At 71.7% G+C, this 15,300-nt stretch carries 15 protein-coding genes; 5 read left to right on the top strand and 10 right to left on the bottom strand.

All coding sequences use genetic code 11. The features are described from left to right. Window positions 1-161: 161 nt before the first annotated feature. Together AB0F29_RS10950 and AB0F29_RS10945 are read left to right on the top strand one after the other, a co-directional pair. The gene (locus AB0F29_RS10950) at window positions 162-1,037 is read left to right on the top strand and encodes a class I SAM-dependent methyltransferase (protein ID WP_361869948.1); all 876 of its coding nucleotides are present in this window, start codon (window positions 162-164) and stop codon (window positions 1,035-1,037) included. Between the two features lie 12 nt (window positions 1,038-1,049). After that, complete coding sequence (locus AB0F29_RS10945; protein WP_361869945.1) at window positions 1,050-1,793, top strand: GNAT family N-acetyltransferase; 744 nt, start codon at window positions 1,050-1,052, stop codon at window positions 1,791-1,793. On the opposite strand, the gene AB0F29_RS10940 is transcribed toward AB0F29_RS10945, so the two are convergent. The 5 genes from AB0F29_RS10940 to AB0F29_RS10920 form a co-directional block, all read right to left on the bottom strand. Further along, window positions 1,777-2,883: a hypothetical protein gene (locus tag AB0F29_RS10940; protein ID WP_361869942.1), complete on the bottom strand. Its 1,107-nt coding sequence runs from the start codon at window positions 2,881-2,883 to the stop codon at window positions 1,777-1,779. The genes AB0F29_RS10945 and AB0F29_RS10940 overlap by 17 nt on opposite strands. Before the next feature lie 93 nt (window positions 2,884-2,976). After that, complete coding sequence (locus AB0F29_RS10935; protein WP_361869940.1) at window positions 2,977-3,279, bottom strand: hypothetical protein; 303 nt, start codon at window positions 3,277-3,279, stop codon at window positions 2,977-2,979. 179 nt (window positions 3,280-3,458) lie between these two features. After that, window positions 3,459-4,637 carry an acyl-CoA dehydrogenase family protein gene (locus AB0F29_RS10930; protein WP_361869938.1) on the bottom strand — a complete coding sequence of 393 codons (1,179 nt, stop codon included), beginning with the start codon at window positions 4,635-4,637 and terminating at the stop codon, window positions 3,459-3,461. A gap of 116 nt (window positions 4,638-4,753) precedes the next feature. Next, window positions 4,754-5,908: a methyltransferase gene (locus AB0F29_RS10925; protein WP_361869936.1), complete on the bottom strand. Its 1,155-nt coding sequence runs from the start codon at window positions 5,906-5,908 to the stop codon at window positions 4,754-4,756. Between the two features lie 128 nt (window positions 5,909-6,036). Continuing rightward, window positions 6,037-6,249 carry a hypothetical protein gene (locus tag AB0F29_RS10920; RefSeq protein WP_018956497.1) on the bottom strand — a complete coding sequence of 71 codons (213 nt, stop codon included), beginning with the start codon at window positions 6,247-6,249 and terminating at the stop codon, window positions 6,037-6,039. A gap of 158 nt (window positions 6,250-6,407) precedes the next feature. Between AB0F29_RS10920 and AB0F29_RS10915 the strand changes: the two genes are divergently transcribed. Then, window positions 6,408-6,962, top strand: coding sequence for a GH25 family lysozyme (locus AB0F29_RS10915; protein ID WP_361869933.1), 555 nt, complete (start codon window positions 6,408-6,410; stop codon window positions 6,960-6,962). Between the two features lie 266 nt (window positions 6,963-7,228). After that, window positions 7,229-8,047, top strand: a complete 819-nt coding sequence (locus AB0F29_RS10910) for an endonuclease (RefSeq protein WP_361869930.1) — start codon at window positions 7,229-7,231, stop codon at window positions 8,045-8,047. 23 nt (window positions 8,048-8,070) lie between these two features. Here AB0F29_RS10910 and glsA read toward each other — a convergent pair whose 3' ends face one another. From glsA to AB0F29_RS10895, 3 genes are read right to left on the bottom strand one after another with little or no spacing between them, the layout of a single operon-like run. Further along, a complete protein-coding gene (gene glsA / locus AB0F29_RS10905; RefSeq protein WP_361869927.1) occupies window positions 8,071-9,420 on the bottom strand; it encodes a glutaminase A in 1,350 nt (449 codons plus the stop codon). Between the two features lie 13 nt (window positions 9,421-9,433). Then, window positions 9,434-9,982, bottom strand: a complete 549-nt coding sequence (locus AB0F29_RS10900) for a hypothetical protein (RefSeq protein ID WP_361869925.1) — start codon at window positions 9,980-9,982, stop codon at window positions 9,434-9,436. 58 nt (window positions 9,983-10,040) lie between these two features. Further along, window positions 10,041-10,535, bottom strand: a complete 495-nt coding sequence (locus tag AB0F29_RS10895) for a DUF1269 domain-containing protein (RefSeq protein ID WP_361869922.1) — start codon at window positions 10,533-10,535, stop codon at window positions 10,041-10,043. A gap of 119 nt (window positions 10,536-10,654) precedes the next feature. On the opposite strand from AB0F29_RS10895, the gene AB0F29_RS10890 reads away from it, so the two are divergent. Continuing rightward, a complete protein-coding gene (locus tag AB0F29_RS10890) occupies window positions 10,655-11,770 on the top strand; it encodes a chemotaxis protein (protein WP_361869919.1) in 1,116 nt (371 codons plus the stop codon). Window positions 11,771-11,816: 46 nt separating this feature from the next. On the opposite strand, the gene AB0F29_RS10885 is transcribed toward AB0F29_RS10890, so the two are convergent. After that, on the bottom strand, window positions 11,817-12,776 hold the full coding sequence (locus tag AB0F29_RS10885) for a D-2-hydroxyacid dehydrogenase family protein (protein ID WP_361870390.1): 960 nt from the start codon (window positions 12,774-12,776) through the stop codon (window positions 11,817-11,819). A 100-nt stretch (window positions 12,777-12,876) separates the two neighbouring features. Continuing rightward, the gene (locus tag AB0F29_RS10880; RefSeq protein ID WP_361869917.1) at window positions 12,877-15,264 is read right to left on the bottom strand and encodes a phosphoketolase family protein; all 2,388 of its coding nucleotides are present in this window, start codon (window positions 15,262-15,264) and stop codon (window positions 12,877-12,879) included. Window positions 15,265-15,300: the final 36 nt, after the last annotated feature.

Here is a 15,300-nt window from a genome sequence, read left to right as displayed (position 1 = left end):
TGCTAGGCAGCCGCCAGACGGGCGACAACGGCACCTTCAACCAGCCATTCATGCTCGGTTTTCGGACACCGAGGGTGGGTCTGGAATTCCCGTCCCGACTTCCGGGTAGTGCGGCATCCGATATGGACGCAGGACCGTCCGCCGATCGGTGAGGGGCTCGCATGAGCGGTGCATTCCGCGGTGAATTCCGCGTACGGGAACTGGTATTGGGGATCGAGGGGCTCGCGCTGCTGCGCCATGCGGTCGACGGGGACGAGGCGTTCTTGAAAGAGCGGGTGGCGGAGATACGCCGCTTCGCCCACGCGGACCTCACAGACTCGGGGGAGGAAAAACTGCCGGACGGCGGGGCCCTGGTCAGCGAGCTCGACGCGGCGGCGGGCTACGCGTCCTGGTCAGCGGTGTACGACTCGCTTCCCAGCTCCTACATCGAGGTGGAGGAGCCGGCCGTACACGCGATCCTCGACGGTCTCGCGCCGGGAGTGGCACTCGACGCCGCCTGCGGTACCGGCAGGCAGACCCGCGCCCTGGCCGCGCGCGGCCACCGGGTCATCGGCGTGGACCAGTCTCCGGAGATGCTGGCGAAGGCACGCGAGCACACTCCGGAGGCCGACTTCCGGGTGGGGCGCCTGGAGCGGCTGCCGCTGGAGGACGACTCCGTCGACCTCGCGGTCTGCTCGCTGGCCATGACGCACCTTCCGGACCTCGCCCCGGGCGTGGCGGAGCTGGCGCGGGTGGTCCGGCCGGGCGGCCGGATCGTCGTCACGGACATGCATCCGTTCGTGATCGCCCTCCAGGGACAGTGCCTCTTCGTCCGCGACTCCGAGGAGCTCGCGTTCGTACGCAACCACGTCCATCTGCCCGGCACCTACCTGGAGGCGTTCGGACGGGCCGGGCTCCGGGTGCTCGGCTGCCGGGAGCCCCTGTTCAACGGGCGTCTGGCACCCGGAGGTTACGAGGAGTTCATCGCGGACGCGGCCCGCGCCGCCTGGACCGGTCTGCCGATCGTCGTCGTCTGGGACGTCGAGGTCCCCGCCTAGAGAGAAGTCCCGATGACCCTGGCACTGGTACGTCACTCGGAGCGGCCCGAACTGTGGGACCGCATCCCCGAGCGGTTCGCGGGTGTGGTGCCCGAGTACAACCTGCACGGAGACATCAACGGCGACTACTGGAACCGGCTGTTCGAGGACTTCCCGGAGTTCCAGTTCGTCCTGTACGACGACGAGCGCGACGTGATCGCGGGCGCGGGCCGTTCGCTGCCCCGCACCTGGGACGGCACCGCGGCCGACCTGGGACCGGGCCTCGACGACTCGATCGCGCGGGCCTTCGCCGACCGCGACGCCGGACGCGCCCCGGGGGCGCTCTGCGCGCTCGGCATCGAGGTCGCCGAGGACCACCAGGGCCGCGGCCTGTCCAAGGTTCTGCTCGACGCGATGACGGGGACCGCGCGCGACGCCGGGCTCCCGACGGTCCTCGTGCCGGTGCGGCCCACCTGGAAGGACCGCTATCCGCTGGTCCCGATCGAGCGGTACGCGGCGTGGACCCGGGACGACGGCACCCCGTTCGACCCATGGATCCGGACCCAGGTGAGCGCGGGCGGCACGGTCGCGGCGGCGTCCGCGCGGTCCTCCCGGATCACGGGCACGGTCGCCGAGTGGGAGGGCTGGACGGGTCTCGCCCTCCCCGAGGACGGCGAGTACGTCTTCCCCGGCGGACTCGCCCCGCTCCACGTGGACCGGGCGCGGGACGTGGCCGCCTACTGGGAGCCGGGGGTGTGGATCACGCACCGGGCCTGAGGGCTGTCCCCGCGTGGATCGCGGTCCACGCGAACGCGGCCATGGTGCGGACCTCGTCCGGACCCGCCTCCGGGCGGCGTTCCGGCGGGAGTCCGGCGAGCCCGGCGGTGGCGACGGCGGAACGCCGCAGCCGGTCGTGCACGTCGACGGGTATCTCGCCCCTTGCCGGGCCGAGGCGCCGGGAGACGTGGGCCGCCTGCCGGCCGAGCAGCAGGCAGTGGGTCCACAGCTCCTCCGCGAACCCGCCGCCGAAGGTTCGGGCCACCTCCGCCGCGAGATCCGGCGGCAGGTGCGCCTCCCGTGCGGCGAGCACAGCCCCCTCCGTGAGTCCGGTCGAGGGCAGGGCATCGCGCCAGCGGTGGTGGCCGCGGCCACCGTCGGGGCCGTGCTCCTGCCCGACCAGCCGGATGTAGCCCTCTCCGTACCGCATGTACGGGATCCAGCCCGGCTCCTCCAGGACGCTGCCCCTGCTCAGCAGGAGGTCGGCGTCGGCGGCGGGGGTGGGGCAGGCCGCACGGCGAATTCCCTGGGCGGCGTGGCCGTTGATACTGCTGGTGCCGATGTGCTCGACGATGTTCGGTACGGCGAGCAGGCTCATTCGGCCGCGCCCGCGGAAGAAGACGGAGAGCAGTTCGTCGTCGTGGCGTTCGGCGCTCTCGCGGGCGTCCGCCCGGAAGTCGGCGGCCGTCCGGGCCGGAAGGCAGACGCCCAGGGACGGCGTGAACTCGTCCGGCACCGCCCTGACCCAGGAGGCGCCCGCGAGGGCGGCCAGCCGGGCGGCGGAGCCGTTGCGCGCGTGCCAGTTGGTGTAGAACACCAGTGCCTCGTCGGGGAACCGGGCGACGGCCCGTGCGACGATCTCCAGGAGCTCGACGGGAGCGTCGACATCATCCTGGACGACGAGGTGGTGGCTGGCCTCGGGGGCCGCGGCCGACCACGCGACCAGGGCGGTGCGCAGCGCGGAAGGCGGGCCGTTCGGGTCCGGGTCGATCGCCAGGCCGTCGAGGCGTAACCGGGCTGCGAGGTGCTGGGCTTGGGCGAGACGTACGGGATGCGTCATGACGGACGAACTCACGAGAATACTGCTCACGTCGGGCACGCTGCGCTCCTCAGCAGAGGTGGTCGCCGGACATCGTCGCAAAGCCTGGGCGAACAGGTGGGACGCACCGCGAGTTTGGCCGGATCAGTGACGGTGGCCGGTGCCCCAGTGGGAACGGGCGCGAGGTTCGCCGTCGGTGGAGTACCGCACGGCGTGATGATCGCGGGGGCCGGGAGCGTCTTCGCTGTCCGCCTCCGCACCGGTGTCCGGAACCCGGCGACCGCGAAGGAGCAGCGTCGCGACGACGAGCCAGCACAGACCGAGGACGACATCGGCGTAGACGGCGAGAGCGAGCGGCACCGTGCCGGCGCCATGCACGGCGGTCGCCGCGAGGGCTGAGAGGCCGGCTCCGATCGCGAGCAGCGGGTACCGCAGCCTTCGACGCACTGTGAGCACCTCTCGTCGGTTGTTCCGCTTCCGAGAAGTGAACGGCAGACCACGGCGTTCTGTGACGGGCGGTTCCGGTCACATTGGCAGGGCAACGATGGGGCCTCCATCGGGGGCCCGGAAAGATCCCCCCATGTGCACCGAACGGAGACATCCTCCCCGGTCGCGCACCCGTCACCTCACCGCCGCACGCGCGGCATCCCCAGCCCGATCCACGAAATGATCTCCCGCTGGATCTCGTTGTTGCCGCCACCGAAGGTGAAGATCACGGCCGACCGGTAGCCGCGTTCCAGTTCGCCGTGGAGCACGGCGCCGGCCGAACCCTCCTTCAGCGCGCCCGCGGAGCCGACGATCTCCATCAGCCAGGCGTAGGCGTCCCGGCGGGCCTCGGAGCCGTAGACCTTGACCGCCGAGGCGTCCTGAGGAGTGAGGGTGCCGTCCTGGAGGGCCGCGACCATCTGCCAGTTGAGCAGCTTCATCGCGTCGAGGCGGGTGTGGGTACGGGCGAGCAGGGCGCGCACCCAGCCGAGGTCGATGACCCGGCGGCCGTCGGCGAGCTTGGTGCCGGCGGCCCAGCGCTGGACGTTGTGCAGGGCCCGGACCGCCATCGTGCCGTGGGCGGCGAGGGTGACGCGTTCGTGGTTGAGCTGGTTGGTGATGAGACGCCAGCCCTCGTTCTCCTCGCCGACGCGGCGGGACACCGGTACCCGGATGTTCTCGTAGTAGCTCGCGGTCGTGTCGTGCGAGGCGAGGGTGTTGATCAGGGTGCAGGAGTAGCCCGGGTCGCTCGTGGGGACGAGGAGCATGGTGATGCCCTTGTGGGGCGGGGCGTCGGCGTCGGTGCGCACGGCGAGCCAGACCCAGTCGGCGGTGTCGCCGTTGGTGGTCCAGATCTTCTGTCCGTCGACGACGTACTCGTCCCCGTCGCGGACGGCGCGGGTCTTGAGAGCGGCGAGGTCGGTGCCGGCGTCGGGTTCGCTGTAGCCGATCGCGAAGTCGATCTCCCCGGCCAGGATGCCGGGCAGGAAGTGGGCCTTCTGCTCGTCCGTGCCGAACCGCATGATCGTGGGGCCGACGGTGTTCAGGGCCATCAGCGGCAGCGGTACGCCGGCCTGGGCGGCCTCGTCGAAGAAGATGAACTGTTCCATCGGGCTGAGTCCCCGGCCGCCGTACTCCTTCGGCCAGCCGACCCCCAGCCAGCCGTCGGCGCCGAGCCTGCGGACCGTGTCGCGGTAGAAGCGCTTCTGGGCGGCGGGCTCCGCGTAGCGGGCGTAGGCGTTGTCGGGCACCAGCGTCGTGAAGTAGGTGCGCAGTTCGGTACGCAGCCGCTGCTGCTCAGGCGTGTATTCGAGGTGCACGGCCCCTCCAGAGTCTCGCTTCGGCGTCGTGGCGTGTGCGGCGGCGCACACAGTAGAACGTGTTGCAAGAATCCGGAAGGGCCGGCGGGCGCCCGGCGGACGAACAGGCCCGGCGGTCAGCGCTTGACGGCGCGCAGCACGACGAATTTCGGGTCGCCCGCGACCGTGGTGCAGTTCCCGAAGATCCGGCGCAGATGGGTGTGGTACGAGAGGTGCCGGTTGCCCACGACCCAGAGTTCGCCGCCCTGGCGCAGGGCGGTGCGGGCCCCGGCGAACATCGTGCGGGCCGTCGCGTCGGTCGTAGCCATGTGCGAGTGGAAGGGCGGGTTGTTCAGCACCAGGTCCACGCTGCCCGGGTCGAGGTCGCCGAGACCGTCGCCGACCAGGAAGTCGGCCTTCGCACCGTCGGGCGCACCGGCCCGGAAGGTCTCCTCGGCGGAGGCGACCGCCCCGTAGGACTCGTCGACGAAGGTGAGGTGCGCGTCGGGGTTGGCGATGGCGGCGGAGAGCCCGAGGACCCCGTTGCCGCAGCCCAGGTCGACGACCCGGACCGCGCCGGACCGGGTGGGCAGGTGCTTCAGGAAGAAGCGGGTGCCGATGTCGAGACGCTCCGCGCAGAAGATCCCCGCGTGGTTGACGGCGGTCAGGCCGGCGACGGGGCCCACGTCGGCGGGCAGCTCGTAGCGGTACGGCCACGGGCTCGGCGTACGCGGCAGAGCGGGGTCCGGGGTGCAGAAGACGAGCCGTGCCTTGCGCACCGCGAGGGAGGTGCGGGTCGGGCCGATGATCCGCTCGAAGAGCTTGAGCGTGGAGGTGTGGATCTCCTTGACCATGCCGGTGCCGATGATCACGGTGCCGGAGTGGACGGAGGGGGCGATCCGGTGGAGCTGGTCCTCCAGGAACGCCAGGGACTTGGGCACCCGGACGATCAGGACGTCGATCCGGTCCGGCGGGGTGTCGCGCGAGGACAGCAGCCGGACCGCGTCCTGGTCGATGCCGTTCCTGGCGAGGTTGGCGAGGGTCGCGCGCCGGGCCAGGTAGGAGTCGCTGATCTGGACCGGCCGGTGCCCGGCCAGCGCGGTGGCGAGCGCCCCCCACCGGTCCCCCACGACCGCGACCGTCCCCGAGAGGTCGACCGGGCCCGTCTCGGGGTCCGTCAGCTGCCGGAGCAGGTATTCGTCGGCGGCGTCCCACGCGCGGAAGGGGTCGCGCGGGTGCTCGGGGAAGCGGGCGAGCTCGAAAGCGCCCTGTGAGGTCGTCAAACGGTTCATATGTCACTCAGGCTAACCGAGGGAACCGGGGCGCGCCCCACACGCTCCCCGGCTCCCCGGCCGCATCCACCTCGGCGTACGGCTCCGCGCACCCGCCCACCGGGTGTTCCCACGGGCCCGCCGGGCCGTCAGGGCAGTTGTTTGTCGATGGCCGACCGCCCCTCGGCGGCCAGCTTGCGCCGCGCCCATTCCAAGGTCTCCGGCGTCAGGTCCCGCCCCGAGGCGAGCACCAGGTCCTCCGCGCTCGGCCGGTCGCTCGCGCCCGTGTGCAGGAGCCGGTCGGGCGTGATGCCCTCCGGCCCGGACACGGCCGCGGATACGGTTTCGGGCTCTTCGCTCATGCCGCCTCCTCGTCCTTGCGGCAATTCTCGCCCCGCGCCGACCCGGCCGCATCCGAGGATGCGCGCGCCCGTTACCCGGGAGGGTGAATCAGCCCTTGGGGGGCCCGGGGAGTGGGCAGGAGAAGGAGGTCGTTGCCCCATTCTCCGAGGCGGTGCCCATGCTCCACGGTGTCGACGTCAGCGCCTATCAGCCCTCCTACGACACGGACGGACTCGACTTCGTCATCATCAAGTCCACCGAAGGCCGCACCTACGTCAATCCGCGTCTGAACGTGCAGGTGAAGCGGGCCAGGGACGCCGAGTGCGTCGTCGGCTTCTACCACTTCCTCTGGCCGGGGGACGTGGCGGACCAGGTGACGTACTTCCTGAGCAAGACCCCGGAGAAGGCGGGCGATCTGCTCGCGGTCGACTGGGAACAGACCGGCGGCGGGACGCGGGCGAGCAACGCGGACAAGGACCGGTTCATCCGGGCGGTGAAGCGGGAACGGCCCGACCACCGGGTCCTGTTGTACTGCAACCGCTCCTTCTGGCTCAATCACGACACCACCGGCTACGCGGGCGACGGGCTGTGGATCGCCGACTACGGCACCGCGGGCAAGCCCCGCATCGAGGCGGAGTGGCGCATTCACCAGTACACCGACGACCCCCTCGACCGGAACGTGGCCGACTTCGGCTCGGTCCGCGCCCTGCGCGACTGGGCGGCCGGCCGGTAGGGGCCCCGGCCGGGGAGGGCGGACGCCCCGCTCGCCCCGCGCACCCCGTACGCCCCCGGTGGCCCTGGGCCACCGGGGGCGTACGGCGTTCCGACGGCCTCCGGCGGATCAATTCTTGACCTGCACATGATAGGTACACGCTGTTCACACGTGGGGCACGGTGCGTGTGGAAGGCTCCCGCCTGACCACCTACCGCACGGCCGTCACGCGGGCACCCCACCCTGGGTCCTCGTCGCGACGCCCGCGTTCCGGAGAGGACACCCCACATGTCCCGTCGTCACTCGTTCTACGCGCGTCCACTGCTCGCCGCGGTGGCGGCCGTCACCGTGCTCGCCGGCACCGCCGCGGCGGCCCCGTCGGACGCCGCGCCCGGCCGTTCCACCGCCACCGCCGCGGCCCTCGACGACACCTACTACCAGGACGCGCTCGGCAAGACCGGAGCCGAGCTGAAGTCCGCCCTGCACACGATCATCAGCGACCAGACCAAACTCTCCTACAGCCAGGTGTGGGACGCCCTCAAGGCCACCGACGAGGATCCCGCCGACTCCTCCAACGTCGTCCTGCTGTACACCGGGCGCTCCCAGTCCAAGAACGACAACGGCGGCAACGTGGGCCAGTGGAACCGGGAGCACGTCTGGGCCAAGTCGCACGGCGACTTCGGCACCGCGACGGGCCCGGGCACCGACGTCCACCACCTGAGGCCCACCGACGTCAAGGTCAACTCCACGCGCGGGAACAAGGACTTCGACAACGGCGGGAGCGAACTGGGCGACGCGCCAGGCAACTTCACCGACGGCGACTCCTTCGAACCGCGCGCCGAGGTCAAGGGCGACGTCGCCCGCATGATCCTCTACATGGCGGTGCGCTACGAGGGCGACGACTCCTTCGCCGACCTCGAACCCAACGACCAGGTGAACAACGGGTCCGCGCCGAAGATGGGCAAGCTGTCCGTCCTGAAGCAGTGGAGCCAGGAGGACCCGCCGGACACCTTCGAGAAGCGCCGCAACGACGTCATATTCGACCAGTTCCAGCACAACCGGAACCCGTTCATAGACCACCCGGAGTGGGTCGGCGCCATCTGGTAGTCCGGCCCACCGGGCGGTACGGCTCAGTCCTCCCCGGCCAGGGCCCGCGCGCAGCCTTCGACGGCGCCCTCACGGGTGGCGTAGCGCGGCAGGTCCTGGCCGGTCCGTTCCCGCACGAGGTCGGGCGGGCCCAGCAGATCGTTCGGGTCGACGACCGCCGCGCGCCGCCCGTCGTCGGCGAGCCGGGCGAGCCCGGTGTGCAGCATCGCCAGGGCCACGGAGTCGACGGACGTGACGTCGTGCAGGTCGAGGACGACCGAGCCCCCGTCCGGCCCGGACTCGTCCAGGGCGTACAGCACGCGCTCCGCAGCCGTGAAGTCGATGGACCCCTGGGCGACGACGACGCCGACCTGTTCATGGAGGACCCGTTCGTCCCCGGCCGAGGGCGCCGACGGCAGGTCGTCCGCAGTGGTGACGAGGGTGACGGTGGAGCCGGGGAGCGCGGGGTTGAGCATGAGGTGGAGCCCATAGCGGTCCGACATCGCCTCCAGTGCGGCGTGGCCGCGCACCGATCCGCCGGTGGCGTCCAGCGGCGGGCTGTAGGTCGCCACGCCGAAGCGGGCGGGTCCCACCGCGATGAGGCCGCCGGACACCCCGCTCTTGGCGGGAAGGCCGACGCGCAGCAGCCATTCGCCCGAGCCGTCGTACATGCCGCAGGTCGCCATGACGGCGAGGACCCGGGCGGCGACCTCGGCGGGGACGACCCGCTCCCGGGTCACCGGGTTCACGCCGCCGTAGGCGAGGGTCGCGGCCATCGTGGCCAGGTCTACGGCGGTGACCCGGACCGCGCACTGACGGAAGTAGCGGTCGACCGCCAGGACCGGGTCGACGGGCATGGTGCCGGTGGAACGGATCAGGTACGCCAGCGCCCGGTTGCGGTCCCCGGTCACCGACTCGGATCTGAACACCTCTTCGTCGACGTCCAGTTCGCGCCCGGCGAAGCGGCCGAGGCAGTGCAGGATCCGGTCGAAGGCGGGTTCATCCCCGGAGTCGGGGATCAGCGCGGTGGTGACGATCGCACCGGCGTTGACCATGGCGTTGGCCGGCCGGCCCGTACCGGGTTCGAGGCTGATGGCGTTGAACGCCTCGCCGCTCGGCTCGGCGCCGACCCAGCGGCTCACCTCGTCGAGGCCGAGCAGGGAGAGCGCGAGGGCGTAGACGAACGGTTTGGAGACCGACTGGAGGGTGAAGGGGACCTCGGCCTCGCCCGCGACATAGCGGTGTCCGTCCATGCTCACCAGCGAGAGACCGAAGGCGTCCGGATCGGCGAGGGCCAGCTGGGGAATGTAGTCGGCCGGCTTCCCCTCCCGTACGCCGACGAACCGGTCGCGCAGGTTCTGGAGGGAGTCGGTCACCGCGTCGGCGGCGCTCATGGCCCGCGCCTCCTCAGCCGCGCTCGGCCTGGGCGACCCGGGGGAAGGTCTTGACCCCGGCGGCCTTGCGGCTGTTGGCCCGGGCGGTGACCGTACGGTCCGGCGGCGCGTCCTCGACGCCGACGACGACGGTGTCGAGGACCTTGTCCTCGGCGTCGACGAACTCCACCTTCACCGCGAAGAACGTGGCCTCGTCCGTGGGGTTGGTGACCCGGACGAGGGCGCTGCGGACCTCCTCGGACGCGGTGAGCGGCAGCCCGTTGACCGAGACGTCGCCGACGGCGTTGCCCCGGCCCTCGACCTCCTCCAGCCGCTTCGTCGCCTCCTGCCGTACGCGTTCGGACTCGGCGGAGACCGAGGCGGCGAAGCTCTCCTGGGTGCGGGGACTCGGCGCCTCGGAAGGCGACTCCTCCGGTTCGGGCGTGAGGGTGTGGACGCCCTGGTCGGTCCCTTCGCCGCTGGTGTCGGAGTCGCAGGCCGCCGTGGAGGCGAACAGCAGGCCCGCGACGGCGACGGGGGCCAGGGCGCGTACGGCTCGGCGCGCGGGGAGTTTCGGCTTCACGGACGGTCCGTCCAATCCAGGAGAGGGGGTGCGGGAGGAGGGAAGCGCTGTGCGCGGGTCACACCGTCTCGTCGCCGAAGATGTCGCGGAGCTTCGCCTCGCGCTCGGTGTCGAGGTTGCTGTGGAGGAGTTCGGCGCCGTCGCCGGGCAGTTGTGCGCCGATCCGCTCGGGCACCTCGTTCATGGTCAGCAGGAACAGCGCCGAGGTGCCGGGCGTCACCTTCTCCTTGACCTCGGCGATGAAGTCGTCGTCGATGCCGACGTCCGCGAGCCTCCCGCCGAGCGCCCCGGCGGCCGCCCCGATGGCCGCGCCCAGCAGCGGCATGAGGAAGATCAGGCCGAAGAGCATGCCCCAGAAGGTCCCGCTGAGGGCCCCGGCGCCGACGAGGTTCAGCAGCTGTTTCGTGCGCGGCTTGGCCCGGTCGGCGGGCCAGCTGACCACCGCCGCGTCGAGGATCTTGATCAGCTCTTCCTTCTGAAGGGATTTCAGCGCCTCCTCGACGCTCTCCGCGCCTTCGGCCGACCCGAACTTCCACACCGTGAGCGTGGACATCGCGCAACCTCCCGTACTCCAAGGGCAACAACTCGCTCATATTAGGATCAAAAGGTATGAATTGACTCGTCGAAGCATCCGCTTCATACGGGAGCGGGTTCGAGCCCTGGGAGGGAACGATGGATACGGACGCCCTGACCGCCGGCCTGTTGCGGGAGCTGCGGGCGACCCGGCCCTATCCGGCCCTGTCCCTGACCATGCCGACCCACCGCAAGGCCCCGGACAACGCCCAGGACCCGGTCCGCCTGCGGAACCTGGTGGCGGATGCCGGACACCGCCTCGAAGCCGATCCTCAGGTCAGCCGCGAGGTCCGGGCCGCCCTCGTGCACCAGCTGGAGCGGGCGGCGGGCGAGGTGGACCCCCGTGCGGCGATGGACTCCCTGGTGCTCCTCGCCACCACCGACGAGTACTGGATCTGGCAGTTGCCGCGCACCGCACCCGAACGGGTGGTGCTCAGCGACACCTACCTCACCCGCAACCTCGTCGCCGCCAAGGCCCAGACCCGGCCCTTCCGGGCGCTGACGGTCGCCGCCGACCACGCGACGCTGTGGATCGGCACGGGCGACGGCATCCGCCAGGAGGAGGCGGGCGGCTTCCCGCTGACCGCGCCGAAGGAGCCGCCGAACCCACAGCGCGAGGAGCGGATCGGGGACACCCCGAGCCTCTTCAGCGACGAGGAGACGCGGAACTTCTTCCGCGAGGTCGACGAGAAGCTCCGCGCGGTGCTCGCCGACGACCCGCGCCCGCTGTATCTGGTGGGCCTCGCCCCCGCCCTCGCCCTGCTGGACGAGGTCGGCGAGAGCTCCGGGTCCGCCGTCGGCCGGGTCACCAAGGGCGCACCGGCCGACCTGTCGCCCGCCGAGGTCCTCAAGGAGCTGCGGCCCGCCCTCGACGAGGGCGCTCGCCGGGCGGCGGCGGAGGTGGAGACCCGGCTCGACAACGCCCGCAGCGCCCACTCCTTCGCCGGCGGGCTCGACGAGGTGTGGGCCGCCGTCCGTGAGGGCCGGGCGGGGCTGGTCGCGGTGGAGGAGCACTTCCAGGCGGCCGTCCAGGTGACCGCCGAGCACCTGGAGCCGGTGCCCGAGGGAACCACGCAGAGCGCGGACGGCACGATCCGCGAGGACATCGTCGACGAACTGGTCGAAGCCGCGCTCGACAGCGGCGCCGATGTGGTCTTCGTCGAGGACGGTTCGCTGGCGGACCACGGCCGGATCGCGGCGGCGCTGCGCTACTGACCGAAGCCTCTGAACTGACCGAAGCCTCTGAGAGGGCCCTGTGCCGTCAGCCCAGGCGGCGGAGCGGCTGCCCGTCGAGGAAGGCTCTGATGTTCTCCACGGCCTGGCCGTAGTAGGTCTCGTAGTTGGCGCGCGACACATAGCCCAGGTGCGGGGTGGCCAGCAGCCGCGGAGCCGTGCGGACCGGGTGACCGGCCGGGAGCGGCTCGGTGTCGAACACATCGGTCGCGGCCCCGGCGATGACACCGGCGTGCAGGGCGGCGAGCAGGGCGTCCGTGTCGACGACGGCCGCCCTGGAAGTGTTGATCAGATACGCGGTCGGGCGCATCAGGGCGAGTTCGGCCGCGCCGATCAGGCTCCGGGTCCGGTCGCCGAGCGCCAGGTGGACGGAGACGAAGTCGCTGGAGGCCAGCAGTTCCTCCTTGGACGCGGCGAGCGTCGCCCCCACCTCGTCGGTACGTTCCTTCGTGAGGTTCTGGCTCCACGCGAGGACCTCCATGCCGAAGGCCCGGCCCACCCGCGCCACCCGGCCGCCGATCTTCCCGAGTCCCAGCAGCCCGAGCCTCCGCCCGTGCAGATCGGCCCCGAGGGTGGACTGCCAGGGGCCGCCCGAGCGCAGCGACTCGGCCTCGGTGACGATCCCGCGCGCCAGGCCGAGGAGCAGCGCCCAGGTCAGCTCGACGGGCGGGGTGGAGGAGCTGGCGGTGCCGCAGACGGTGACGCCGTGCCGCTTCGCCGCGTCGAGGTCGATGACGGAGTTGCGCATGCCGGAGGCGACGAGCAGCCGCAGCCGGGGCAGCCGTGCGAACAGCTCCGCCGGGAAGGGCACCCGCTCGCGCAGGGTGACCACGAGGTCGAAGCCGGCGAGGGCCGCGGCCGCTTCGTCCTCGGTGGCGAGGTGCTCGGTGAAGGTCACGACCTCGACGTCCGCGGTCACGGGCGACCAGTCGACGACGGTGGTGGCGACGGACTGGAAGTCCTCGATCACGGCACAGCGCAGCTTCATGGCGGCCTCTCCGGTGGGTCTCGGGTCGCCGCCCATGATCGCTCATCGCCCCGTCGGCGAGAACGCGGGTCGGTGGGAACAGATCCGGTGACCGACGCCGTCAGCCGCCCCACGTCCAGTCGACGACCTCCGGCAGGTCCGTGCCGTGCTCGCGGATCCAGGCGTGGTGGCGGGTGCGGACGTCCGCCATCTCCTGGCGTACGGCGACGGCCCGGACGCCGAGCCCGGGTACCCGGTCGATCACGTCCATGACCAGCCGGTAGCGGTCGAGGTCGTTGCGGACGACCATGTCGAACGGTGTGGTCGTGGTGCCTTCCTCCTTGTAGCCGCGCACATGGAGGTGGGCGTGGCCGTTGCGGCGGTAGGCCAGCCGGTGGATCAGCCACGGGTAGCCGTGGTAGGCGAAGATCACCGGCCTGTCGCGGGTGAACAGGGCGTCGTACTCGGAGTCCGGCATACCGTGCGGGTGCTCCGCGTCGGGCATCATGCGGGCGATGTCGACGACGTTGACCACGCGCACGGCCAGCTCCGGCAGATGGCGGCGGATCAGGCCGGCGGCGGCCAGCGTCTCCTGGGTGGGTACGTCCCCGGCGCAGGCGAGGACCACGTCCGGTTCTCGGCTCCCGTCCTCGGTCCCGGCCCACGCCCAGGCTCCGGCCCCGCGCGCGCAGTGGGCGCGGGCCTCCTCCGGGGTGAGCCAGTCGAAGGTCGGCTGCTTCCCGGCGACGATCACGTTCACGTAGTCCCGGCTGCGCAGCGCGTGGTCGGCGACGGAGAGCAGGGTGTTGGCGTCCGGCGGGAGGTAGACGCGCACGACCTCGGGGCTCTTGTTGAGGATGTGGTCGACGAAGCCGGGGTCCTGGTGCGAGAAGCCGTTGTGGTCCTGGCGCCAGACGTGCGAGGTGAGCAGGTAGTTGAGGGAGGCGATCGGCCGCCGCCAGGGCAGCCGGCGCGAGGTGCGCAGCCATTTGATGTGCTGGTTGACCATCGAGTCGACGATATGGGCGAAGGCCTCGTAACTGGAGAAGAGCCCGTGCCGTCCGGTGAGGAGGTAGCCCTCCAGCCAGCCCTGGCAGAGGTGTTCGGAGAGGACCTCCATCACGCGGCCGTCGTGGGCGAGGTGTTCGTCGGTGGGCAGGACGCCGGCCTGCCAGGCCTTGCCGGTGGCCCGGTAGAGGGCGTCCAGCCGGTTGGAGGCGGTCTCGTCGGGGCCGACGACGCGGAAGTCCCTGCGGTCCTCGGTGGCGGCCATCAGGCTCTCCAGGAGGCCGCCCAGCACCTTGGTCGGCTCGTGGAGGGCAGTGCCGGGCTGGTCGACCCGTACGGCGTGGTCCGCCGGGTCGGGCAGCGGGAGGTCGCGCAGGAGCAGCCCGCCGTTGGCGTACGGGGTGGAGCCGAGCCGGGCCGCTCCCTCGGGCACACAGGCGAGGACCTGTCCGGTGGGGCGGCCGTCGGCGTCGAAGAGTTCGGCCGGCCGGTAGGAGCGCAGCCAGGCTTCCAGCTGCCGCAGGTGTTCCGGGTTGTCGCGGACGCCGGAGAGCGGGACCTGGTGGGAGCGCCAGGTGTTCTCGACGGGCAGTCCGTCGACCTCTTCGGGTCCGGTCCAGCCCTTGGGGGTGCGCAGCACGATCATGGGCCAGCGGGGGCGCTCGGTGGCGCCGTCCTCGCGGGCGGCCCGCTGGTACGCGCCGATGCGGTCCAGAGCGGTGTCCATGGCGGCGGCCAGGGCCCGGTGGACGGCGGCCGGGTCGTCGCCGCTGACGAACAGGGGGTCGTGCCCGTAGCCGCGCAGCAGTTGCCCGAGCTCCTCCTCGGGGACGCGGGCGAGGACCGTCGGGTTGGCGATCTTGTAGCCGTTGAGGTGGAGGACGGGCAGGACGGCTCCGTCGTGGACCGGGTCGAGGAATTTGTTGGCATGCCAGGAGGCTGCGAGCGGGCCCGTCTCGGCCTCGCCGTCGCCGACCACGCAGGCCACCGTCAGGTCCGGGTGGTCGAAGGCGGCTCCGTAGGCGTGGGCGAGGGCGTAGCCGAGTTCGCCGCCCTCGTGGATGGAGCCGGGCGTCTCGGGGGCGACGTGGCTGGGCACGCCGCCGGGGAACGAGAACTGCTTGAAGAGCCGCCCCATACCCTCGGCGTCCCGGCCGACGTCCGGGTAGGTCTCGGAGTAACTGCCTTCCAGCCAGCAGTTGGCGAGGACGGCCGGTCCCCCGTGGCCGGGCCCCCACACGCACAGGGCGCTCAGGTCCCGGGACCGGATCACCCGGTTGAGGTGGGTGTGGACGAGGTTGAGCCCCGGTGAGGTGCCCCAGTGGCCGAGCAGCCGCGGCTTGATGTCCTCGGGGACGAGCGGCCGGGTCAGCAGCGGGTTGGCCATCAGGTAGATCTGGCCGACGGCGAGGTAGTTGGCCGCGCGCCAGTGCGCGTCGAGCGCGGCGAGTTCGTCGTCGGAGAGGGCGCAGGGCGCGGAGGGCGTACGGGGGTCGCTCACGGAGCAGGTCTCCTCGTCGGGTGACGGCACACGGGC

This window comes from Streptomyces sp. NPDC026589 (assembly GCF_040638385.1).
GTDB lineage: Bacteria > Actinomycetota > Actinomycetes > Streptomycetales > Streptomycetaceae > Streptomyces.
This window is presented reverse-complemented; position numbering and strand designations above follow the sequence as displayed.